The 22,862-nt window shown below is 45.1% G+C and carries 18 protein-coding genes; 7 read left to right on the top strand and 11 right to left on the bottom strand.

Annotated features, from left to right (window positions below):
• Nucleotides 1-71: 71 nt before the first annotated feature.
• From MUY27_RS19380 to secA, 4 genes are all read right to left on the bottom strand, one after another.
• Nucleotides 72-1,004 (bottom strand): hypothetical protein, encoded by a 933-nt coding sequence (locus MUY27_RS19380; RefSeq protein WP_245132918.1) that lies wholly within the window; start codon nt 1,002-1,004, stop codon nt 72-74.
• 2 nt (nt 1,005-1,006) lie between these two features.
• Nucleotides 1,007-2,191 (bottom strand): M20 metallopeptidase family protein, encoded by a 1,185-nt coding sequence (locus MUY27_RS19375; protein ID WP_245132916.1) that lies wholly within the window; start codon nt 2,189-2,191, stop codon nt 1,007-1,009.
• Complete coding sequence (locus tag MUY27_RS19370) at nt 2,188-2,652, bottom strand: SPOR domain-containing protein (RefSeq protein WP_245132914.1); 465 nt, start codon at nt 2,650-2,652, stop codon at nt 2,188-2,190. The genes MUY27_RS19375 and MUY27_RS19370 overlap by 4 nt, the downstream gene beginning before the upstream one ends.
• A 220-nt stretch (nt 2,653-2,872) precedes the next feature.
• Nucleotides 2,873-6,181: a preprotein translocase subunit SecA gene (secA, locus tag MUY27_RS19365; protein ID WP_245132912.1), complete on the bottom strand. Its 3,309-nt coding sequence runs from the start codon at nt 6,179-6,181 to the stop codon at nt 2,873-2,875.
• 193 nt (nt 6,182-6,374) lie between these two features.
• Between secA and purD the strand changes: the two genes are divergently transcribed.
• Together purD and MUY27_RS19355 are read left to right on the top strand one after the other, a co-directional pair.
• Nucleotides 6,375-7,649: a phosphoribosylamine--glycine ligase gene (purD, locus tag MUY27_RS19360; protein ID WP_245132911.1), complete on the top strand. Its 1,275-nt coding sequence runs from the start codon at nt 6,375-6,377 to the stop codon at nt 7,647-7,649.
• A 115-nt stretch (nt 7,650-7,764) separates the two neighbouring features.
• Complete coding sequence (locus MUY27_RS19355) at nt 7,765-8,241, top strand: universal stress protein (RefSeq protein ID WP_245132910.1); 477 nt, start codon at nt 7,765-7,767, stop codon at nt 8,239-8,241.
• An 81-nt stretch (nt 8,242-8,322) separates the two neighbouring features.
• Here MUY27_RS19355 and MUY27_RS19350 read toward each other — a convergent pair whose 3' ends face one another.
• The 4 genes from MUY27_RS19350 to MUY27_RS19335 form a co-directional block, all read right to left on the bottom strand.
• Complete coding sequence (locus tag MUY27_RS19350; RefSeq protein WP_245132908.1) at nt 8,323-9,615, bottom strand: HAD-IB family phosphatase; 1,293 nt, start codon at nt 9,613-9,615, stop codon at nt 8,323-8,325.
• A gap of 146 nt (nt 9,616-9,761) precedes the next feature.
• The gene (locus tag MUY27_RS19345; RefSeq protein WP_245132900.1) at nt 9,762-12,302 is read right to left on the bottom strand and encodes an ATP-dependent Clp protease ATP-binding subunit; all 2,541 of its coding nucleotides are present in this window, start codon (nt 12,300-12,302) and stop codon (nt 9,762-9,764) included.
• A 398-nt stretch (nt 12,303-12,700) separates the two neighbouring features.
• Complete coding sequence (locus tag MUY27_RS19340) at nt 12,701-13,180, bottom strand: SRPBCC family protein (RefSeq protein ID WP_245132899.1); 480 nt, start codon at nt 13,178-13,180, stop codon at nt 12,701-12,703.
• Nucleotides 13,181-13,234: 54 nt separating this feature from the next.
• A complete protein-coding gene (locus tag MUY27_RS19335; RefSeq protein WP_245132897.1) occupies nt 13,235-13,708 on the bottom strand; it encodes a ribonuclease H-like YkuK family protein in 474 nt (157 codons plus the stop codon).
• 217 nt (nt 13,709-13,925) lie between these two features.
• Between MUY27_RS19335 and MUY27_RS19330 the strand changes: the two genes are divergently transcribed.
• Complete coding sequence (locus MUY27_RS19330) at nt 13,926-15,977, top strand: M13 family metallopeptidase (RefSeq protein ID WP_245132895.1); 2,052 nt, start codon at nt 13,926-13,928, stop codon at nt 15,975-15,977.
• A 75-nt stretch (nt 15,978-16,052) separates the two neighbouring features.
• Here MUY27_RS19330 and asnS read toward each other — a convergent pair whose 3' ends face one another.
• Complete coding sequence (gene asnS, locus MUY27_RS19325; RefSeq protein ID WP_245132894.1) at nt 16,053-17,489, bottom strand: asparagine--tRNA ligase; 1,437 nt, start codon at nt 17,487-17,489, stop codon at nt 16,053-16,055.
• 157 nt (nt 17,490-17,646) lie between these two features.
• On the opposite strand from asnS, the gene MUY27_RS19320 reads away from it, so the two are divergent.
• Nucleotides 17,647-17,985 (top strand): hypothetical protein, encoded by a 339-nt coding sequence (locus MUY27_RS19320; RefSeq protein WP_245132888.1) that lies wholly within the window; start codon nt 17,647-17,649, stop codon nt 17,983-17,985.
• 66 nt (nt 17,986-18,051) lie between these two features.
• On the opposite strand, the gene MUY27_RS19315 is transcribed toward MUY27_RS19320, so the two are convergent.
• Nucleotides 18,052-19,038 (bottom strand): NAD-dependent epimerase/dehydratase family protein, encoded by a 987-nt coding sequence (locus MUY27_RS19315; protein ID WP_245132886.1) that lies wholly within the window; start codon nt 19,036-19,038, stop codon nt 18,052-18,054.
• A gap of 66 nt (nt 19,039-19,104) precedes the next feature.
• Here MUY27_RS19315 and MUY27_RS19310 point away from each other — a divergent pair, with 66 nt between their 5' ends.
• Genes MUY27_RS19310 through MUY27_RS19300 form a run of 3 tightly spaced genes read left to right on the top strand, consistent with a single transcriptional unit; the run spans nt 19,105 to nt 22,683 of the window.
• Nucleotides 19,105-20,289: a formimidoylglutamase gene (locus MUY27_RS19310; protein ID WP_245132884.1), complete on the top strand. Its 1,185-nt coding sequence runs from the start codon at nt 19,105-19,107 to the stop codon at nt 20,287-20,289.
• A 56-nt stretch (nt 20,290-20,345) separates the two neighbouring features.
• Entirely contained in the window at nt 20,346-21,500 is a 1,155-nt protein-coding gene (locus MUY27_RS19305) for a TlpA disulfide reductase family protein (protein ID WP_245132883.1), read from the top strand.
• Nucleotides 21,501-21,540: 40 nt separating this feature from the next.
• Nucleotides 21,541-22,683 (top strand): TlpA disulfide reductase family protein, encoded by a 1,143-nt coding sequence (locus tag MUY27_RS19300; protein WP_245132880.1) that lies wholly within the window; start codon nt 21,541-21,543, stop codon nt 22,681-22,683.
• Here the strand turns inward: MUY27_RS19300 and MUY27_RS19295 are convergent.
• Nucleotides 22,645-22,862: hypothetical protein (locus tag MUY27_RS19295; protein ID WP_245132878.1), on the bottom strand; the 218-nt coding region annotated here is incomplete at its 5' end. The genes MUY27_RS19300 and MUY27_RS19295 overlap by 39 nt on opposite strands.

Here is a 22,862-nt window from a genome sequence, read left to right as displayed (position 1 = left end):
GATATATCGCAAAGCTATGGGATTGAATGCCCGTAATAAAATGCCTTGTTTGATGTTTAGCTTTATTTACGCTATTGCTCTTTTTTATATCCCTTGTGCAGGATCAGGAATGCTGCGCGTTCTTCTTTATGAAAGGGTATGTTCCAGTTACCCTGATAGCTAATCTTGGCCGGTAATAATTCACCGCCATAGTAATTCAGTTCAAGGTTCATCTGTACATTAAAATCGAAGAACATATTGCTGTACTTCATATCAATATAACGCCCCAGTATTTGAAACGTGCGGGTATCAAAAATGGTGGTCATCTCTTTGATCATTACGTCGTCTTCACTGGTGCTTGGCTTACGGATCACTTTAAAGCGATAAACAGGAATGGAGTCGAGATAAGTGCCACGCGCGAATTGATAGAAGTAATAATCTTTCAGATCATCAGAAAAGATCTCTGTTTTACCGCTGATGAACGGGATGCCTTTAACCTTGGTTCCCGGCCGGAAGATCAGCGTTTTCAGTTTGTCTTTGTAGCTTTCGTTTTTTCCGCCGGTTCCGGGTAAGGCCTCGCCCTTCATAAAGTCGGAATTATAGGCATTCTGGAAAATATAGTCGAACATCTCTACAGTGTATAACTGATATTTGCCATTCTTTTTGTATACGTTCCCGCTATCCTGTTTGGCTAATACCTCAATAAAATGCTTGCCGTTTTTATCTCCGTGATGCAATTTACGGTAGATCTTGCCTTCAACTTTGTTCTTCTTGTCGAAAGTGAAAATCCGGTTCTCAGCTGTAAAGTCATAACCTTTCATGTTATGAAACGCTTTATAGAAGCTGGTATCGGCAAGTACTGCGTCGATAAAGTCCTGCACATTAAGCTTGTGCGACTTGATGTTCACCAGGTTCGAATCAATCACAACGGATTTGATCGTATCCGGGTTAAACCGCGGTATCTGTTGCCCGAACGACGTAATTGTTATTGCCATAAAGGCAACAAGCAATGCCAGTTTTCTCATGCTTAGTTGCCGAGCTGTTTAAGGGCGATGTAAGCCATCAAACCGGTACTGTGCTGCAGGGCAGATTCTTCGATATCAAAAGTTGGTGTATGCACGGCAGAAGTAATTCCGCGTGCTTCATTACGGGTACCCAGGCGGTAAAAACAACTGTCTGCCACCTGTGAGTAGTAAGCAAAATCTTCACCCGCCATCCAAATGTCAAGGTCAATTACGTTTTCTTTACCCAGATACTGTTCCGCAAAGCCTTTTACATTGGCGGTTAGTTTCTCCTCATTGATCAGGTATGGGTAACCCTTCATAATGTTGAATTCGCACTTTGCACCCATAGCCTCTGCAATACCTTCGGCCATTTTTTTCATACGAATGTGCGCATTAGCACGCCATTTTTCATCCATCGTACGGAAAGTGCCTTCCAGGTAAACTTCGTTCGGGATAACGTTTGTAGCGCCGTTGGCAATTACCTTACCGAACGACAGTACAGAAGGGTTTTTGGGATCAGCAAAACGGCTGATCACTTGCTGCAAGGCGGTTAAAATATGCGCGGTGATAATCACCGGGTCTACATTCTGTTGCGGTTGCGCACCATGGCCGCCCTTACCAATCACCTTCACATAGATCTCGTCTGTAGAAGCCATATATTTACCGGCGCGGAACCCCACCTTACCGGCTTCAATTAATGGCATTACGTGCTGGCCGATCACAGCCTGCGGCTTCGGGTTTTCCAACACGCCCTGCTGGATCATCAGGTTAGCACCGCCTGGCAACTTTTCTTCAGCCGGTTGAAAGATCAACTTTATTGTACCTCCAAACTGGTCTTTCATTTGCGAAAGAATGTGAGCAGTACCCAACAGGGAAGAAGTATGCGCATCGTGCCCGCAAGCGTGCATCACGCCAAAGTTTTGCGATTTATAGGGTACGTCATTCGCCTCGGTAATCGGCAGTGCGTCCATATCTGCACGTAGGGCTACTACTTTGTCAGATGGTTTGGTTCCTTTAATCAGGCCAACTAAACCGTTATCTGCCATGCGGACATACGGAATTTCCAGTTCGTCTAAACGTGCCGAAACATAAGCTGAAGTTTGCACTTCCTGGAAAGATAATTCTGGGTGGGTATGTAAATGGCGGCGGTGGCCTACAACGTCAGTATAAATGTCCTGAGCGAGTTGCTGTATGCGTTCTTTAATCATTGTGGCGTATCAGTATCCAGTTTGGGTGGATTAATCTTTTCTGAAATAATAAACATCAGGGGGAACCAGGGCTTCAGTTCGTAAAGCATCTTCTGCGCTTCCAGGCGGGTGCGGAAATCGCCTATTCTAACCTTGAAGTTAGGCTCGTGGTAGCTGATGTAGGTACGGATGTCCGGGTATTTATCCTGAAACTTGGCTTGTGCTTTAAAAGCCTGGTTACGGTCAGACCCGCTGAAGATCTGCACGCGGTAACCGTTTGAAGAAAACCCGGTGGTGGTACCGGTACCGCTTTTGGCAGTAGCGTATCTACGCGCAATCAGGGTGTCAATGCGGGAATCTTTAATTACCTCTACCTTGCCTCGCGGCGTGGTTTGGGCGAAGGAGGGGAACGGTAATAGCATAGCAAGAAAAATAATCGCCTTTAAAGGCTGAAACATGGTATTCTTCTTTGCTTTTTTCATCTGTTACTAAAACTGTAAACGTCATTGCGAGGTACGAAGCAATCTTTTTATCAAAGGATAATTTTGGGGTGATTGCTTCACTGCATTCGCAATGACGATTAATATAAGTTCAAATAAAGCCATCCTAAACTTAGTGAAGAATCTTCTTTATGAAGATTAACACATCAAGAAGATTCTTCGTTGGCACTCAGAATGACAAATCTTTTATAGCTGTCTTTTCTTATGCCTCGCCGACGCCGTGGCAGTTTTTATACTTTTTGCCACTACCGCATGGACAAGGATCATTACGACCGATCTTTTGCTCTACGCGTACAGGTTGTGCTTTCGGCATTTCAGGCATGTCTGCCAGTTCTACGCCTCCGTTGTCTGTTGCCAGTTCGGGCTTTGAAGTACGCATCTGGCGCATATCTGTACGTGGCTGAGGAGCCGCTTCGCGGATTTCTTCAGGTGCCTGTTGAACAGGGATGCCACCGCGGAACAGGAAGCTAACAATCTCTTTATTTACATTGGCCAGCATTTGGCGGAATAGTTCAAAAGCTTCGAACTTGTAAACCAGCAATGGGTCTTTCTGCTCGTAAACGGCATTCTGTACAGATTGCTTCAACTCGTCCATTTCACGCAGGTGCTCTTTCCAGGCATCGTCGATCAGGGCAAGGGTAACGTTCTTCTCGAACGATTTGAAAACTTCCAGCCCGTGATTTTCAATTGCCTTCTTTAAAGGAACAGCTACCTGTATACCATGGATGCCATCGGTAAACGGAACGATGATGTTCTCTACATATTCGCCGCGCGTTTCATAAACATCTTTCAGTACAGGGTAGGCCTGCTCTGCAATTGCCTGCTGCTTGCGATGATAGAAATCAGTCACCTCGCCAAAAACACGATCTGTTAACTGGGCGATGTTCGATCCGCCAAATTCATTCTGGTCAAGTTCGATATCGACAGAGAACAAACGGATAATCTCTAATTTAAACCCGTCATAGTTGTTTTCTTCTTTGTACTGGGTAACTACATCTTCAATTACGTCGAAGATGGTATTGCTTAAATCCACATCTAAACGCTCGCCGAACAAGGCATTTTTACGTTTAGCATAGATCACCGTACGCTGCGAGTTCATCACGTCGTCATACTCCAGCAAGCGTTTACGGATACCGAAGTTGTTCTCTTCTACCTTCTTCTGCGCACGCTCGATAGATTTGGTGATCATTGAGTGCTGGATCACTTCACCCTCCTCGATACCCATACGCACCATCAGGCTTGAGATACGCTCTGAACCGAATAAACGCATCAGGTTATCCTCTAACGATACGAAGAACTGTGAAGAACCCGGGTCGCCCTGACGACCGGCACGACCGCGTAACTGGCGGTCAACACGGCGCGATTCGTGGCGTTCTGTACCTACAATGGCTAAACCGCCTGCCTCTTTAACACCAGGGCCAAGCTTGATATCCGTACCACGGCCTGCCATGTTGGTGGCAATGGTTACCGTACCTGCTTTACCAGCTTCGGCAACAATATCTGCCTCTTTCTGGTGCATTTTTGCGTTCAGTACGTTATGTTTAATGCCGCGTAGTTTCAGCATGCGGCTTAATAATTCTGAAATTTCTACCGAAGTAGTACCCACCAGTACCGGGCGGCCAGCCTGGGTTAACTTTACAATTTCGTCAGCTACCGCGTTATACTTTTCGCGCATGGTGCGGTATACCAGATCCTGGCGGTCGTCGCGTTCTGCCTTGCGGTTAGTTGGTATTTCAACAACGTCCAGCTTATAAATTTCCCAGAACTCACCAGCTTCTGTAATTGCGGTACCCGTCATACCACAAAGCTTGTGGTACATCCGGAAGTAGTTTTGCAGGGTAATGGTAGCGAAGGTTTGGGTTGCATCTTCCACCTTTACGTTTTCCTTCGCCTCGATAGCCTGGTGCAAACCATCTGAATAGCGGCGACCATCCAACACGCGGCCGGTCTGCTCATCGACAATTTTAACCTTTCCTTCATCAAGGATATACTCTACGTCTTTCTCGAACAGGGTATAGGCCTTCAGTAACTGATTAACTGAGTGTATACGTTCTGACTTGATCGAAAAATCGCGCATCAGTTCGTCTTTACGGGCCACTTTTTCTTCAGTGCTCAGAGTAGATTTCTCAATTTCGGCTACCTCGCTGCCTACATCAGGCATTACAAAGAAGTGAGGGTCTTCACCAGAAGCGGTGATCAGTTCGATACCTTTTTCAGTTAATTCAACCGAATTGTTCTTCTCATCTATAACGAAGTACAATTCAGCATCAACCTTTGGCATTTCTTTGCCCTGATCCTGCATGTAATAGTTCTCTGTTTTTTGCAGCAGCGTTTTATTAGCGCCTTCGCTCAGGAACTTAATTAATGCTTTATTTTTTGGCAAACCACGGTGAGCGCGAAGCAAAGCTAAACCACCTTCATCCACACCGGTTTTACCCTCGGCAATTTGTTTTTTAGCCTCATTCAAGGCTTGGTTAATGTATGATTTCTGAACGTCTACTAAGCGTTGGATCCGTGGTTTCAACTGATAAAACTCATGCTCGTCACCGCGAGGGATCGGGCCAGAGATAATCAACGGCGTACGGGCATCATCCACCAATACAGAGTCAACCTCATCCACCATGGCAAAGTGCAATTTGCGTTGCACCAGCTCTTCTGGTGTGCGGGTCATATTATCGCGCAGGTAATCAAAGCCAAATTCGTTATTGGTACCGAAGGTAATATCGGCCAGGTAAGCCTGACGGCGTTCTTCAGAGTTTGGTTCGTGCTTGTCTATACAATCTACACGTAAGCCGTGGAACTCATACAGAGGGCCCATCCATTCCGAGTCACGACGTGCCAGGTAATCATTCACGGTTACAATATGTACGCCTTGACCGGCAATTGCATTCAGGTAAGCGGGCAGGGTAGCCACTAACGTTTTACCTTCACCGGTAGCCATCTCGGCAATTTTACCCTGGTGCAGTACAATACCACCGATCAGCTGCACATCATAGTGTACCATATCCCAGGTAACTTCGTTTCCGGCAGCTAACCATGTGTTATGGTGAATGGCTTTATCGCCTTGTATCTTTACGTTTGATTTGCGGCCGGCTAAGTTGTGGTCGAAATCGTTCGCGGTAACTTCAATGGTTTTATTGTTGGCAAAACGGCGGGCCGTTTCTTTCACAACCGCAAAAGCTTCTGGCAGAATATCCATCAGGATTACTTCCAGCTCTTTATTACGGTCTTTTTCAAGTTTATCTATTTGGGAGTAGATCTCTACTTTCTGGTTCACGTCCATGTCAGGATTGGATTCTACCTGTTCACGTGCAGACGCGATCTCGCTATCTATACCTGCCAGGCCCTGCTTAATCCGCTCTTTAAAGTCAGCAGTTTTGGCACGAAGGTCGTCATGGCTGATATTTTCAAGTTTAGCAAATTCAGCTTTGATCTTTTCGACCAAAGGTTGAATGCTTTTTAAGTCTCTTTCCGATTTGTTACCGAAAAGTTTACTGATAAATCCTAACATGCTAATAGTCTATAATCCTAATCAACGCAACAATTACGCCATCAGGCCCGCTAAGGCCATTATGGCAGTTACGAAGGTACGATTTTATTTTTAATCGGTGTCCGGTTGCCAGTTTTCAGTTGCGTGTGCCCGATAAAATCTCGCACCTGAACACTCGCTCCTCGAACCAAAAAACGCTATCTTTACCCCCAATATGAATATCCTTCTTATCGGTTCCGGCGGACGCGAGAGCGCCTTTGCCTGGAAGTTGACTCAAAGCCCTTTATGCAGCCAGCTTTTTATTGCTCCGGGTAATCCGGGTACTGCTGCTTACGGTACCAATGTAAATATTAAGGTAACTGATTTTGAAGCTATTAAACAATTGGCTTTAGAGCAAGGTATAGACCTGGTTGTGGTTGGCCCAGAAGAGCCGCTGGTAAAAGGTATCCATGATTTTTTCCTTGCCGATGAGCAACTGAAAGGTATCCCGGTTGTCGGGCCACAGCAGGAAGGTGCGAAGCTGGAAGGCAGCAAAGACTTCTCTAAGCAGTTTATGAACCGCCATGGTATCCCAACTGCGGCTTCCCATACATTTACGCGCGAGACCTTGCAGGACGGACTGACGTATCTGGCCAGCGAGGGTCTGCCTGTAGTGTTAAAAGCCGACGGATTGGCAGCAGGCAAAGGCGTTTTGATCTGCACCACCTTGCAGGAAGCAGAAACCGAACTGGTAGAAATGCTTACGAATGCCAAATTTGGTGAAGCCAGCAATAAGGTAGTAGTAGAACAGTTTCTGCAAGGGATAGAACTTTCTGTATTTGTATTAACAGACGGTAACAGCTATAAAGTTTTACCCGAAGCGAAGGATTACAAGCGTATTGGCGAGGGCGATACCGGTTTAAATACGGGTGGTATGGGTTCTGTTTCGCCCGTCCCGTTTGCGGATCCCGATTTTATGCAAAAAGTAGAGCAACGCGTTATCATCCCTACTGTTGAAGGTTTAAAGAAAGATAGCATCCCTTATAAAGGGTTTATTTTCATCGGGCTGATGAATTGTGCAGGCGATCCTTACGTAATTGAATATAACTGCCGTATGGGCGACCCGGAGACGGAAAGCGTACTGCCAAGGATCTCATCGGATTTGGTAGAATTGATGAAAGGGGCAGCTGAAGGTAACCTGGCTGAAAAGGAATTAGTAATAGCAGACCAGGTGGCGGCAACGGTGGTTTGTGTGGCTGGTGGTTACCCAGGCGAATACCTTAAAGATAAAAAAATATCAGGTTTGGAAAATGTTCGCGGCAGTATGGTTTTCCATGCAGGCACGTATCAGGATGGCGAAGAAATTAAAACATCGGGCGGCCGTGTACTGGCGGTGACCTCTTTACAGCAAGATCTGTTCACTGCATTGCAGCAGGCAACCCTGGATGCCAGCCGTATTTATTACGACGGAAAGTACTTTAGAAAAGATATTGGTTTCGACCTGATCTAAGACGATAATTCAACCCCTCCCGAAAAGAGGGGTTTGTTATTAGCGGGCTATCAGGGCTTGCAAAACATTATTAACTTTATACGTTTTATAACTAAATCAAACACATCAGCCTCTCATGACTCAATTTAGCAAAATACTGATCGGGATAGATAACAGCAAATATGCAGAGCACGCCGCTAAGCAAGGATTTGATCTGGCCAGAACGTTTAACGCAACTGTTGGCTTAGTACATATTGTAGAGCCTGTTTTTGTGCCAAATACAAATGTTGATACGACGATGGGTATGCCTTTAGAACCAACGCTAAGCCCGGTTGTAGAAATGGAAATGCTGGACGCGCAGAATAAGGCGTCAGATAATATTATCGACAAAACAATTGCCCAATATGGCGAAGGTATCGAGGTGACCCATTTTAAAGATTATGGTGATACGGCCGATGGTATTTTAAACTGTGCAAAAGAGTTCCACGCCGACCTGATTGTGATTGGTACGCATAGCCGCTCTGGTTTCGACAGGTTATTAATGGGCAGTGTTGCAGAACACGTGGTACGCCATGCAAATGTGCCTGTTTTGGTAGTGCCATTTGTGGAGTAGTTGTTAGTTATTATATAATTAGGTTATTAATAAAATTCGATTTTGATAACCTAATAACCCAATACACTTAATAACCAGTTCCTAATACAGCAGCCTGAATTTAATGGTGTGCTCAATGCTTTTTAGCTTGTCCAGCACCTCGGTATCGTAACCAGCATCAACATCGGTAATTACATAACCAATTTGCGGGTTGGTTACCAGGAATTCGCCCGAAATGTTAATGTTATGCTGCGCAAAAACATCATTGATTTTTGCCAGGATACCCGGCCTATTTTTATGGATATGGATTAACCTGTGCGCGTTGTTCACCCGTGGTGGCTGCAGATCTGGGAAGTTACAGCTCATGTGCGTTTTTCCCTCGTTCATAAAGGCAATTACCCGTTTAGGGATAAAGTCCACATTACGGGGATTATATTTCGGGTCGTCAAAAATGATCACGCCATTTTCGCAAGCCATATCAGCCAGTTTACGATTGGCTACCCGGCCGAATATACCAATTACCTTTAATCTTGGCGCGGCCTGCAATTGTTCTACTGTCGGTTGCTGATCTTCTGCACAAAGCAATACACCTGCTTCTTCTAAATACTTTTGTTCGATGTTTTGTTTATGGCGAATATTGTAGCCCTCTTTCTGCATTTGCAAAACGGCTTCTTCATCAATTTCGCCCACAATTAAACATTTGATACGGTTTTTAGGATAGGAGATCGCCCTGGGCAAGCGGTTAATGTATAAGAATTCATCGAAGCTTGGCGTGATGTGATCTGCCTTTTCTGTTACCGATTTGCGTTCGATATTCTCGGTATAAGCAAAGAACTTTTTAATCAGGCCGGATTCCTTCAACTGGAAATCAGAATAACCATCACCAATACCAAAAATGTCACCGGGCAAGTTCAGTTGTTTTAATAGCTTTACTTTGCCGCCTTCCTGCGAAAGCGGGTTCTCCCTGTCGTAGCCTATGATGTTATCCTGATCATCAAAAATGAAAGTATTCGCGTAGATGTTTTCTTTTTTGATGTGATACTCGCTCACAACCGGCGTGATAAATTCCTTAAAACCACCGGATACGATTAAAACCTCATCCTGGTGATTTTTAAAAAACATGCTGTTGCGCGAAAAAGAAGTAGACACTTTTTTGCGTAAATGCCGCACCAGTTGTTTTAAATGCTCGCGGTTCGCTTCCAGTAGTTTAACCCGTCCTTCCAGACTGTCTGTAAACGAGAGTTTGCCTTCCATGGCCGCGTTGGTAAGGTCTTCAATCTGTTTATAGATCTTTTCGCGGTTAGGATTATCCTTTAATGAGATGCGGGCCAGTTCGTCGAGCGCCTCTACCTGTGTGAATGTACTGTCGAAATCGATGATATAATACTGACCCATAAGCAAACTTTAAACCTGATGCGCAAAAATGCAATTGTTGAGGGGTTTCTGAAAGTTTTTTTGAAACTACATGCCAGCGGCCTGAAATCAAAAAGCCCTTCCATTGCTGAAAGGGCTCCTGATGTTTATTTAAAGAAGGTCTGCAATTATTTAGACTCTTCTTCTTCCTTTGGCTTATCGGCCTGGCCGCCTGATTTTGCCGAGATCTTGATTTCGTCTGCTTCCTTATTGTAATCTACTTCCATGGTATCACCTTCAGCAAGCTCCCCTTTTAGGATCTCTTCTGCAATCGGGTCTTCCAGGTATTTCTGGATGGCCCTCTTCAGCGGACGCGCACCAAACTGTGAGTCGTAGCCTTTCTCTGCGATAAACTCTTTTGCGTTATCTGTAAGCTCGATTTTGTAGCCCAAAGATTGGATACGACCGAATAAGCTTTTCAGTTCGATGTCGATAATCTGGAAGATATCTTCTTTTGTTAAAGAATTGAACACGATCACGTCGTCGATACGGTTCAGGAATTCCGGAGCGAAAGCACGTTTTAATGCGTTCTCGATCACGCCTCTTGAATGTGCATCAGCCTGGTTTACTTTAGCAGCAGTGCTGAAACCAACACCCTGGCCAAAGTCTTTCAACTGGCGTGCACCGATGTTAGAGGTCATGATGATGATGGTATTCCTGAAGTCTACCTTGCGGCCTAATGAATCTGTCAGCTGGCCTTCATCCAACACCTGTAACAGGATGTTGAAGACATCAGGGTGAGCTTTTTCGATCTCGTCTAACAGTACAACGGCATAAGGTTTACGACGTACTTTTTCAGTCAGTTGTCCGCCTTCTTCGTAACCTACATATCCCGGAGGCGCACCCACTAAGCGTGACACGGCAAATTTCTCCATGTACTCGCTCATGTCAATCTGGATCAGCGCATCCTCAGTGTCGAACATAAAGCGGGCAAGTTCTTTAGCCAGTTCTGTTTTACCCACACCGGTTGGGCCTAAGAAGATGAAAGAACCAATCGGCTTTTTAGGATCTTTCAATCCGGCACGTGTACGTTGGATGGCTTTGGTCAATTTCTTGATCGCCTCGTCCTGACCAATGATCTTACCCTGGATAGCGGTAGTCATGTTCAGCAGTTTCTGGCTGTCTGCCTGACCAACTTTTTGCACCGGGATACCGGTCATCATCGCTACCACTTCAGCAACGTTATCTTCGCTTACAGTGTAACGTTTAGATTTGGTTTCAGCTTCCCATACGCCTTTCGCTTGTTCCAGTTCTTCTAACAGATGTTTTTCGGTATCGCGCAGTTTAGCAGCTTCTTCGTATTTCTGGCTGCGGACAACGCGGTTCTTTTCAACCTTGATCTGTTCTATCTTTTGTTCAATATCCAGGATGTTCTGCGGAACGTGGATATTGGTTAAGTGCACACGTGAACCTGCTTCGTCCAAAGCGTCAATCGCTTTATCCGGTAAGAAGCGGTCTGTAATGTAACGTGCAGTTAAAGCAACGCACGCTTTGATCGCATCTTCAGTATAAGTTACACCATGGTGCTCTTCGTATTTTTCTTTTATGCGGTTCAAGATCTCGATAGTTTCATCAGGTGTAGCAGGTTCTACCATTACCTTTTGGAAACGACGATCCAGGGCGCCGTCTTTTTCAATATACTGACGGTACTCATCTAATGTGGTAGCGCCGATACATTGAATTTCGCCCCTTGCCAAAGCAGGTTTGAACATGTTAGAGGCATCAAGCGAGCCTGAAGCACCCCCTGCACCTACAATGGTATGGATCTCGTCGATAAACAGGATCACGTCCGGAGATTTTTCCAGTTCGTTCATCACTGCTTTCATGCGCTCTTCAAACTGACCGCGGTATTTGGTACCTGCAACCAGTGAAGCCAGATCTAAAGTAACCACACGTTTGTTGAACAATACACGTGATACTTTACGTTGAACAATGCGTAAGGCTAAACCTTCGGCGATGGCAGATTTACCAACACCTGGTTCACCGATCAGGATTGGGTTATTCTTTTTACGACGGGAAAGGATCTGAGACACACGCTCAATTTCTTTCTCGCGGCCAACGATCGGGTCTAAACGGCCTTCTTCTGCAGCTTTAGTCAAATCGCGACCGAAGTTGTCCAGAACGGGGGTTTTAGATTTAATGTCAGATACCTTCTTAGGCTGGCTAAATGATTCTTCTTCTTTGAAATCGTCATCGCCGCCGGTTGAAGAGCCCGGCATTTCGTCGGTAATATTATTTTTATGAGCTTCTACTTCGCCCTTAAAAATTTCATAGTTAACGTGGAACTGCATCAGTATCTGTGAGGCAATGTTATCCTCGTCGCGAAGGATAGACAGCAACAGGTGTTCTGTACCAATCACATCGCTTTTAAATATTTTGGCTTCCAGATAAGTGATCTTTAATACTTTTTCGGCTTGTTTAGTTAACGGGATGCTGCCAATGTGCACATTAGTTCCGGATGTGCCTTTAACCGCATCTTCCACCGCCCGGCGCAACCTGGATGTATCAACATTAAGCCCTTTGAGCAATTTGATAGCTATCCCATCGCCATCGCGGATGAGCCCAAGTAGCAGATGCTCTGTCCCGATATAGTCGTGTCCGAGGCGTAAAGCTTCTTCCCTGCTATATGAGATTACATCTTTTACCCGCGGCGAAAATTTTGCTTCCATATAATACCTTTCAGATTAATTGTAAATGCGCTGATGTTTGTTTGTTAAAACTACCTTCAGCTACAGTTGTGTTATAATTACAACAATATTGCCAACTTTTTGATTTGCCAGGTTGCTTACTCACAACGGCAGGCAATCTATTAATTATTGCATAAAAAAGATAATTTTTAACCTTTCAATGCGCTTTTTTTTAATTGTTAGAGCTGATGTAAGGTTAAATAGTTTATTGGACACTGCCGAAAAAAAATTATACTTAATTATACAAGCAATTTCGTCATTATTAATGACAATAAGACATACCGCTTTGTTGCGCGTCCCACAAATTAAATATACGAGGATTAGTACCGCGAGGGTTGCGCGTTTGGTAAAAAACTTGTAAAATAATTATAGTGAGCGTATTACTTCACTGGTTTAAACTCGCCGAAAAGTTCGATAACAGCCTTTTCGCGGTATTTGAATATATCAGCAATGCGCTTCTTAACCATCAGCATATTTGCAATACTTCCAAGCGGGCCGTAACCAACAGCATAGGTTAAAATATCCGTCATGTGTACGCCGCCAGGTATTTCCTCGAAATGGTGTTCATGGTGCCATAGGGCGAAGGGGCCAAGCCGCTGGTCATCCACAAAAAAGTTGGGTTCCTGTACGTGGGTGATCTCTGTCACCCAGTTCATCTTCACATTCAACAGTGGCGATACCTTGTAGGTAATGATCATACCCGGATACATCACCGTGTTTTCGTCATAATCAGAAGTGACAATAAACTTCATGTTCGGCGGAGTGATCTTGCCGAGATTAAGCGGGGAAGAGAAAAATTTCCAGGCTTCAGCCATACTCACCGGTATATTCTGATGCCATTTTTGCTGATAACTTTTCACGTACAGCTAACAAAAGTAGCCGTTCTGAGTTTTGAACGGAAATAAATTTAAGCTTTACTGCACAATTTTATTAGCGCAGTAAGAACTTGCAAAAGCTTCGGGTTTGGCTTTGAATACAAAACCCATGCTTAAGATATAGCCCATGGCTTCGTGCAGCGCCTGGTTAGATTTAAACATCGGGTTGGTATTAATGTCTGCATGCACCTCCAGGTCTACATCATATAGGTCCAGCAGATCGCAAAGCTTGTAAGCAATGTCAATGGATTTTTGTACTTCCGTAAGCATGCGCTCCTTAATGCTCATCTTCTGCGAAGTGCGTTCCTGGTGGATGTACATGAAACCGCCACGCTGCTCGCGCAGAAAGACGATGACGGTGGCAAAGTCGGTTACATTACCTTTCACCTGCGAATCTGTACCGATACATACTTTTAGCTTGTTGCCGAGATTGGTTTCGCGCTCGATCACCTTCTCCACTTCTTCGATTACGGGCGTTTGCAGTATTTCACCGCTAAATTTTCTCCAGGTCATAAAACTTGTTTTTAAGTTGAATTTTTGCGACCAATAGCAGAGGTCTTATAAAAGTAGCTAATAACTTTTCATATAAACGTGAAGCACCGGTTATTTATTTGTTAACACTAAGCTAATTATCAACACTTTAAGCTCTTTTGTGTTCTGAAAAACGCGTTTGCTTTAGTGTTAACACTTTTCCATATTTACCGCATATACTTAAAGACATTTTTATAACATGAAAATCAAACCAATTATCTGGCTTGCTTTACCTGTTGCACTCAGTGCTGCATGTAATACCAAACAGGGCCAGAAAGCCGATGACGCCCCTAAACGGACGGTGTTTTTTGATAAAGCCGGTATGGATACGACCGTTAAGCCAGGCGATAACTTTTTTGAATATGCCAATGGTACCTGGTACAAGAAAACGCAGATCCCTGCATCTGAGAGGGGATGGGGATCTTTCTATACCTTATATGACGATAACCAGAAGAACCTGCACAAAATTTTAGAGGAGCTTACCAAGCAGGACAACAGTAAAGGCAGCAAGGAACAGAAAGTGGCAGACCTTTACCTGAGCGGTATGGATACCGTTGCTATGGAAAAAGTAGGCGCTGCACCTCTAAAGCCGTTGCTGGCAGAGATTGACCAGATTAAAGACGGTAAGCAACTGCTGCAATTTTCGGCAGACCAGTACAAGAAAAATGGCGAAGGCTTTTTGTTAGGCTTTTATGTTGGCCCGGATGATAAGAACAGCACCAAGAATATGGCGCAGTTTGGGCAGGCCGGTTTAACTTTACCTAATAAGGAGTATTATACCAAGACCGATCCAGAAAGTGTAAAGATCCGTGCGGAGTTTGTAAAATATATTACCAAGTTGTTTACGCTTGCGGGTGTGGACCAAGCAACGGCTGCAAAGAATGCGGACCAGATCCTGAAACTGGAAACTACTATTGCACAGTCACACTCTACACCGGTTGAACTGCGCGACCCGGTGAAGAACTATAATAAGTTTGCGGTTAGCGATATTCAAAAGAAAACGCCGAATATCGACTTTAAAGATATCTTCGGACGTATGGGCGTAAAGACCGATACCATCCTGGTAGGTCAGCCTAAATATTATGTTTCTTTAAGCGAACTGCTTAAAAGCCAACCGATTGATACCTGGAAAACCGAAGTAAAATTTGTGGCACTTACTCGTTCTGCACCTTATCTGAGCAAAGACTTCCGCCAGGCGCACTTCGACTTCTTTAACACTGTATTATCCGGCCAGAAGAAACAGAAAGAACGCTGGAAAACCATGATCTCGACCGTTGATGGTGGATTAGGCGAACTGCTGGGCCAGCTTTATGTAGAGAAATATTTCACGCCAGAGGCCAAGCAGCGCATGCAGGATTTGGTGAATAACCTGCAGAAGGTTTACCGTTCACGTATCCAACGCCTGGACTGGATGAGCAAAGAAACCAAAGAAAAAGCTTTGGCTAAACTGGATGCCTTTACCAAAAAGATTGGCTACCCGGATAAATGGAAAACTTATGACGACGTAGAGATCAGCCGCGGCAACTTCTACCAGAACGTTCAGGCTATCAACCGTCATGATTATAACGAGCAACTGAAAAAGATTGATAAGCCGGTTGACAAAACAGAATGGGGTATGACACCGCCTACTGTTAATGCTTATTACAATCCAAGCTTTAACGAGATTGTGTTCCCTGCAGGTATTCTGCAGTTCCCATTCTTTGATAAAGATGCCGACGATGCCATTAACTATGGTGCAATCGGCGCGGTAATCGGCCACGAAATGACCCACGGTTTTGACGATCAGGGTAGCCAGTACGACAAGGATGGTAACCTGAAAATGTGGTGGACAAAAGAGGATGAAGCCCGTTTCAAAGCTAAGACCGCAGCTATTGCGAAACAGTATGATCAGTACACCGTGTTGAACGGCCTGCACGTAAATGGTAACCTTACTTTAGGCGAAAACATTGCGGATAATGGTGGCATCGCCATCGCTTATGAAGCGTTTAAAAACACCAAGCAAGGTAAAACTCAGGACAAGATCGACGGCTTTACGCCAGATCAGCGCTTCTTCCTGTCATTTGCGCAGGTATGGCGTATTAAAGACCAGGATGCTTTCCTGCGGATGCGTATAAGCGTAGACCCGCACTCGCCAGAGATGTACCGTACCAACGGCCCACTGTCTAACACTGATGCGTGGTACCAGGCTTTTGGTATTAAACAAGGCGATAAGTTATACAAACCGGCAGACCAGCGTACCAAGATCTGGTAAGCGTTCACCGTCTGAAAACAAAAAGGAGCTGCTTCGATATGAGGCAGCTCCTTTTTTATGTGCGCTGTTTTTAAATTAAAACTCTGCGTTTTTAGGGAAACGAGGGAAAGGAATCACATCGCGGATGTTGCCCATGCCTGTTACAAACAATACCAAACGCTCGAAACCTAAGCCGAAGCCAGCATGCGGGCAACTGCCAAAGCGGCGGGTATCCAGGTACCACCAAAGCTCTTCTGCCGGTATTCCCATTTCGGCCATGCGTTGTTCCAGTTTTTCCAAACGTTCTTCACGTTGCGAACCACCTACAATTTCACCAATGCCCGGGAAAAGGATGTCCATGGCGCGTACGGTCTTACCATCGTCGTTCTGGCGCATGTAAAATGCTTTGATCTCTTTCGGGTAATCCGTCAGGATCACCGGCTTCTTAAAGTGTTTCTCTACCAGGTAACGTTCGTGCTCAGATTGCAGGTCGGCGCCCCAGCCTTCAATCAGGTACTGGAATTTCTTTTTCTTGTTCGGGGTAGATTCTTTCAGGATATCAATTGCTTCGGTATAAGTTAACCGTTCAAAGCTGTTATCCAGGCAGAACTGTAATTTATCCAGCAAGCTCATTTCGCTGCGCTCGTTCTGCGGTTTAGATTTTTCCTCTTCCTGCAAACGCTGGCTTAAAAACTCCAGGTCTTCACGGTTATTTTCAAGCGCGTAGCTGATCACATATTTCAGTAACCCTTCGGCCAGATCCATATTATCTTCCAGATCGTAAAAAGCCATTTCGGGTTCAATCATCCAGAACTCTGCCAGGTGGCGGGTAGTATTGGAATTTTCAGCACGGAATGTTGGGCCAAACGTATAAATGTCGCTTAACGCCATGGCGCCCAATTCGCCCTCTAACTGGCCGGATACGGTCAGGTTAGTAGCCTTGCCAAAGAAGTCTTGCTTATAGTCAATCTCGCCGCTTTCGGTACGTGGCGGGTTGGCAATATCAAAGTTGGTTACTTTAAATGCTTCGCCTGCGCCTTCCGCGTCAGAAGCGGTGATAACAGGGGTGTGCAGGTAAACAAAACCTTTCTCCTGTAAGAATTTATGCACGGCAAAAGCCAGGCTGTTACGCACCCGGAAGATCGCGCCAAAGGTGTTGGTGCGGAAACGCAGGTGGGCAATTTCGCGCAGAAACTCCAGGCTATGCTTTTTAGGCTGTAGTGGGTATTTCTCAGGGTCGCTGTCACCAAGGATCTCTACCTCTGTAGCTTTTATTTCTACTTTTTGGCCTTTACCTAATGATGCTACCAACTGGCCCACAACTTTCAACGATGCACCGGTGGTAATTCGCTTTAGTAAAGCTTCGTCTGTATTCTCAAAATCGACGACAATCTGGATGTTATTATTGGTAGAGCCATCATTTAAAGCAATAAACTGATTGTTACGGAAGGTACGAACCCAACCCATAACGGTAACCTGAATGTCTGTTTGTGTACTTTCTAATAATGCTTTAATTTTTGTTCGTTTGCTCATAGCCAATAAAAATTGTGAACGCCAAATTTAGTGATAATTGAAATATGTGTGATTAAATTATCTTCAGTGCAAATAAATTAACGTGTTTACTTGTTTATAATTATGTTCAAGGATGATACAGCGCGGTAAATTAATGTTTCTGATAACGGTTTTGTGCTTGTTATTCACAACCGCATGCAGGCAGCATGATATTGCCCTGGAAAAAGTAAGCCATACCTCTGAGTACCTTTATTGCGATAAGGTTTTTGCCGAAAAGCGTAAGCATATTGTCGAGCTTAATGAGATTCTGGTGCAAACCGGCACCATAGATACGCTGGAAGATACCCTTGCACGGGCTGCCGTCATTCACGTAAAGGGGAAGGAACTGATGTTGAACCTGGTTAAAGCCAGCCATAATGGTGACGATTTTGAAGAGCATTATGTAGGCGGGGGCTATCAGCTCGATTTAAAATACCGGCATAAAGATGAGTACAACAGTGTAAATTATTATGGCTAATGCACCGTGAGCGAAGGGGTGAAGAAAACAGAATTTGCTATTGAAGGCGTAAATAATACCCTCTGATTATTTACTTAGCATCGCATCGCTCTTGAAAGCCGCGACAATTTCGTTAATGGTTTCTTTGATGGGCTTAAACTCAATACCAATTGCTTTCCTGATCTTGCTATTATCATAGTTCTGCACAACCGATGCTGACTGGGCTGCGATTTTATCCAGCGCAGGTGCTTTGCCCGTTATGGAACTGATTAACGCAGCACCCCGCCATGCCAGCGAGAGCATCCAGGGTTTAGCCTCTGTTTTAGGGGAAGGGGTGCCAAATTGAGCGGCAATATAATTTAGCAGGTCTTTATAAGGCCAGTTTTCTGCGTTGATGATAAAGCGTTCGGCGGTAATATCACTGTTCATCAAAGCGATCATGCATTTAGTCACGTCTGCCACGTCCACTAGTCCGCAACTGCCAGAAGTGTAAAATTTTAAACCCTGGCGTACTTTGTCAAAGATCTGCCCGCTGCCGTCTGCACCGGCAGATGCGCCGATAATTATGGATGGGTTTACAATCACGGCATCCAAACCTTCAGCAATACCTCGCCACACTTCCATTTCGCTTTCCAGCTTTGAAATGGCGTAGCCGTTTTCCGTCGGCGTTTCTTCAATAAAATGCTTTTCAGTGATCAGCTCATCGTCCTTCGCCTGCCCGATTGCTGCGATAGAACTGACATGAACTACCCGCGCACCGGTTTCCATGCAAATGTTCACCAGGTTGGCAGTACCGGTCACATTGGTGTAGATCATTTGCTGTTTATCAGCCTCGCGGAACGATACCCAAGCGGCGCAATGGTATACCTGCGTAACGCCTTCCAGTGAGATTTCCATAGCCGTAAGGTCGGTGATATCGGCCTCTACCCATTCAATTAAATGGGCATAGGGCGCTAGCGAGGACGGTATAACAGAAGACGCCCGTTTGGTACACCTTACGGCGAGGTTTTGCCCGGCAAGCTGTTTTACCAGCTCTGCGCCTACAAATCCTGTTGCCCCGGTTACCAATATCATCTTTGCTATTTTTTAAGAAAACAGTGCAAATTAATTGAATTAAATTGATATTTGGCCTGCGAAACTATGTCTTTAGCCGATTTCCTCACACCGATAGATATGAGCCGTATTGCTCCGCAAAACGGTTTTAATGCCAGTCAGCTGGGGCATAAGATAGCCGCTTATACCGATCAGTTCCCAGATCTGGAAGAAGGCGGTTACCATATGGCGATTATTGGGGTGAAGGAAGACCGCCACGCGGTTAATAATTCTGGTTGTGCAGAAGCGCCGGATTTTGTTCGCGAAAAATTGTACCAACTGTACGAAGGCGACTTTGCTTCGAAGATAGCAGACCTGGGCAATATCCGCCGTGGCGCTGCGCTGACAGATACTTATGCGGCGTTAAAAGTGGTTGCGGAGGAATTGATCAAAAGCGACATTATCCCGGTAATTATTGGCGGCGGGCAGGATTTAACCTATGCGCAGTTTACCGCTTACGAGCAGCTGGAGCAGAAGGTAGACCTGGTGATCATCGATCAGTCTTTTGACCTCGAAGATGATTTTGAACGCAACGAAGGGGAAACCACCTCTAACTCTTTCCTGAGCAAAATATTCCTCCACGAACCTAACTACCTTTTCAATTTCAGTAACCTGGGTTATCAAACCTATCTCACCAGCCAGGAAAGCCTGCGGGTAATGGATAAGTTGTTGTTTGATGTGCACCGGTTGGGTGAACTAAGCGGGCAGATTGCCGTTGCCGAACCGGTAATCCGTAATGCCAACATGCTCAGCTTTGATATTGGCGCCATCCGGAGTTCTGACGCCATGGGTAACGCCAATGCCACGCCAAACGGTTTTTATGGCGAAGAGGCTTGCCAGATATGCCGTTACGCAGGTTATAATGATAAACTAACCTCGATTGGTTTTTACGAATACAATCCCGCTTATGATGTAAACGGGCAGACTGCAATTCTGCTGGCGCAAATGATCTGGTATTTTATCGAAGGGTTTTATAACCGCAAGAGCGATTTTCCGCTGAACCCTAAATCGCAATACCTGATCTATAAAACCACCCTGACGCATGACGAGCATGAGGTGGTATTTGTGAAAAGCAAAAAGTCTGACCGCTGGTGGATGCAGGTACCTTATCCTGCAGGCGGCTCTTTAAACGAGCGTTACCACCTGGTTCCCTGTAGCTATGACGACTATATGACGGCGGTGAACGGCGAAATGCCCGACCTATGGTGGCGTACCTATCAAAAATTAAACTAATCGGATACGTATTTCGTATAAAAAGCGTTGTATCTTTCTATTCATTTTTCCCACTAATGAGAAAACTATTATTATATGCGGCCTTGCTGTCGCCTATGGCTTTAATGGCCCAAGCACCTGTTCCGCAAAACCCTACTTTCACCCTTAAAAGTACGTTATCTAAAATAGATAAGCCGACTAAGGTTTACCTGCTGTATCGTGCAGGCGCGAACAACTTTATCGATTCGGTATATACTGCCAATGGGGCTTTCACTTTTACGGGTCCAATCCAAACGCCTACCAACGCGATAATGGTAGTAGACCATCAGAATATCGGGTTTTCTAAGTTAGACCGTTCTGCAGATGCCCTGAGCTTCTACCTGGAGCGGGGCGAGATTACCGTTAACGGTACGGATTCGATCGCGAAGGCACAAATTATAGGCTCGCCGATCAATGCCGAGAACATTAAGCTAACCGCTGTTCTAAAGCCGATTAATGAAAAAGCAGAACAGATCTATAAAGAAGCTGCTGCAGCTACACCCGTTGTGCAGACGACGGCAGAATTCCGTAACGGCATACAGGCTAAGCTGAAAACCTTACAGACCCAGCGCGAGCAGGCGTTAAAGGATTTTATTGAGACGCATCCAAAAAGCTATCTGAGCTTAATGGCTTTAAGCTCATTAGGAGGCCCCTCTGCCGATCCGCAAATGTTGCTGACGCTATTTAATAAATTGGATGTATCTGTACAGTCTACCGAGCCAGGGATGCAGTTGCGCCGTTCTATTACGGAATTAACTGCAACGGCTATCGGCGCAGCCGCGCCTGATTTTACCCAGCCGGATGCCGAAGGGAAAATGGTCAAACTGTCTTCATTCAAAGGTAAATATGTACTGATAGATTTTTGGGCATCGTGGTGCGGCCCTTGCCGCGAAGAAAACCCGAACGTGGTAAAGGCTTACAATAAATATAAGGTAAAGAACTTTACTATTCTGGGCGTATCGCTTGATCGTCCGAACGGGAAGAACGACTGGCTGAACGCCATTAAGAACGACGGCCTGGCCTGGACACAGGTATCAGACCTGAAGTTCTGGCAAAATGAAGCCGCGATGATGTATGGCGTTCGTGCTATCCCGCAAAACTTTCTGATTGATCCGGATGGTAAAATCATTGCGAAAAACCTGCGCGGCGAAGACCTGGAAAATAAGCTGTCAGAGATTTTTGGTAAGATCTAAGCTGATTTTCATACATTTGAGAAAATCTGATCACGAATTCATGAAAAAACTCTTATACACCGCACTGATTGCGCTGCCAGCCGCAGGCTTTGCCCAGACCGGAAATTTTGTTGTAAAAGGAAAGATAGGCAATTTCAATGCCCCTGCAAAGGTATACCTGAGTTATGGTGCCAATGGTAAAAGCTATAAAGATTCTGCCGTTGTTAAGAATGGCGAGTTTGAATTTAAAGGTGCCGCCGTGCTTGAGCAACCTGCCCAGGCAACCTTATTCCTGAACCCTAAAGGTGATGGTGTTCATCCGCCGTATGACTATACCGAGTTTTATTTAGAAAAAGGTACTACGGTGATCAACAGTCCGGATGTGGCCGTAAATGCTAAAGCTACCGGTACCAAGATCAGCGAGGATTATGCGGCATACAAGAAAACCATCGAGCCTGCAACCAAAGAGTATGAAGTATTAAACGAAAAGGCAAAAGCTGCCGGCGACAACCCTTCAGAAGCGGTAAAGGCAGAGCTGGAAGCTACCGAAAAAAGTATCGAGCGTCACGAAAATGAGCTGAGTAAAAAGTTCATTAAAGAACACCCGGCGTCACTCGTAAGTTTAAACGCCTTACGCAATTACACTTACAGTGCAGATTACAGAGATGTGGAGCCTTTATTCCACAGTTTAAGTCCTGAATTGCAAAATAGCCCTTCGGGAAAGAAATATGCAGAACAGCTTTCTAAACTAAAAACCGTTGCCTATGGTGCCGTTGCGCCTGAATTTGCACAGGCAGATACTTCAGGTAATATGGTGAAGCTATCGTCTTTCCGTGGAAAATATGTATTGGTTGACTTCTGGGCATCATGGTGCGGCCCTTGCCGCCAGGAAAACCCTAATGTGGTAAAAGCTTTCAACCAGTTTAAAGACAAGAACTTTACCATCCTGAGCGTTTCGCTGGACCGTCCTAACGCAAAAGATAAATGGCTGGCTGCAATCCACAAAGATGGCCTGGCATGGACCCATGTTTCCGACTTGAAATTCTGGCAGAACGAAGCTGCGCAGCTTTACGGTGTGCAAGCTATTCCGCAAAACTTCCTGTTAGATCCTGAAGGCCGTATCATTGGCAAAAACCTTCGCGGAGCAGATCTGGCTGCAAAGCTTTCAGAAATCTTTAACAAAGGCAAAGAGAAAACGGAATAATCGACCTCCGTAAAATATGAGAAAGCCTTTCTGTTCAATAGCAGAAAGGCTTTTTGTTTCTGAAAGTAAATAGCAAAGTATACAATCCATCGTGGTTAAAAGAATTTTTTCTACGTGCTCATAGGCAACAACCGTTGGTTCCTGATGGATTAAATCAGTTTTATTTCCGACCTCTAAGG

Source organism: Mucilaginibacter straminoryzae (assembly GCF_022953055.1).
In the GTDB taxonomy this organism is placed as follows: Bacteria; Bacteroidota; Bacteroidia; order Sphingobacteriales; family Sphingobacteriaceae; genus Mucilaginibacter; species Mucilaginibacter straminoryzae.
Note: the sequence above shows the minus strand (reverse complement) of the source record. Positions and strands in the feature narration are given on the sequence as shown.

What these genes read in the sequence shown, in the direction of transcription:
- MUY27_RS19335 (WP_245132897.1), bottom strand. Translation starts at nt 13,708, where the DNA reads ATGACCTGGAGAAAATTTAGCGGTGAAATACTGCAAACGCCCGTAATC.
- MUY27_RS19305 (WP_245132883.1), top strand. Translation starts at nt 20,346, where the DNA reads ATGAGAAAACTATTATTATATGCGGCCTTGCTGTCGCCTATGGCTTTA.
- MUY27_RS19370 (WP_245132914.1), bottom strand. Translation starts at nt 2,652, where the DNA reads ATGAAAAAAGCAAAGAAGAATACCATGTTTCAGCCTTTAAAGGCGATT.
- MUY27_RS19350 (WP_245132908.1), bottom strand. Translation starts at nt 9,615, where the DNA reads ATGGGTCAGTATTATATCATCGATTTCGACAGTACATTCACACAGGTA.
- MUY27_RS19330 (WP_245132895.1), top strand. Translation starts at nt 13,926, where the DNA reads ATGAAAATCAAACCAATTATCTGGCTTGCTTTACCTGTTGCACTCAGT.
- secA (WP_245132912.1), bottom strand. Translation starts at nt 6,181, where the DNA reads ATGTTAGGATTTATCAGTAAACTTTTCGGTAACAAATCGGAAAGAGAC.
- MUY27_RS19300 (WP_245132880.1), top strand. Translation starts at nt 21,541, where the DNA reads ATGAAAAAACTCTTATACACCGCACTGATTGCGCTGCCAGCCGCAGGC.
- MUY27_RS19380 (WP_245132918.1), bottom strand. Translation starts at nt 1,004, where the DNA reads ATGAGAAAACTGGCATTGCTTGTTGCCTTTATGGCAATAACAATTACG.
- MUY27_RS19345 (WP_245132900.1), bottom strand. Translation starts at nt 12,302, where the DNA reads ATGGAAGCAAAATTTTCGCCGCGGGTAAAAGATGTAATCTCATATAGC.
- MUY27_RS19310 (WP_245132884.1), top strand. Translation starts at nt 19,105, where the DNA reads ATGTCTTTAGCCGATTTCCTCACACCGATAGATATGAGCCGTATTGCT.
- purD (WP_245132911.1), top strand. Translation starts at nt 6,375, where the DNA reads ATGAATATCCTTCTTATCGGTTCCGGCGGACGCGAGAGCGCCTTTGCC.
- MUY27_RS19355 (WP_245132910.1), top strand. Translation starts at nt 7,765, where the DNA reads ATGACTCAATTTAGCAAAATACTGATCGGGATAGATAACAGCAAATAT.
- MUY27_RS19315 (WP_245132886.1), bottom strand. Translation starts at nt 19,038, where the DNA reads ATGATATTGGTAACCGGGGCAACAGGATTTGTAGGCGCAGAGCTGGTA.
- asnS (WP_245132894.1), bottom strand. Translation starts at nt 17,489, where the DNA reads ATGAGCAAACGAACAAAAATTAAAGCATTATTAGAAAGTACACAAACA.
- MUY27_RS19375 (WP_245132916.1), bottom strand. Translation starts at nt 2,191, where the DNA reads ATGATTAAAGAACGCATACAGCAACTCGCTCAGGACATTTATACTGAC.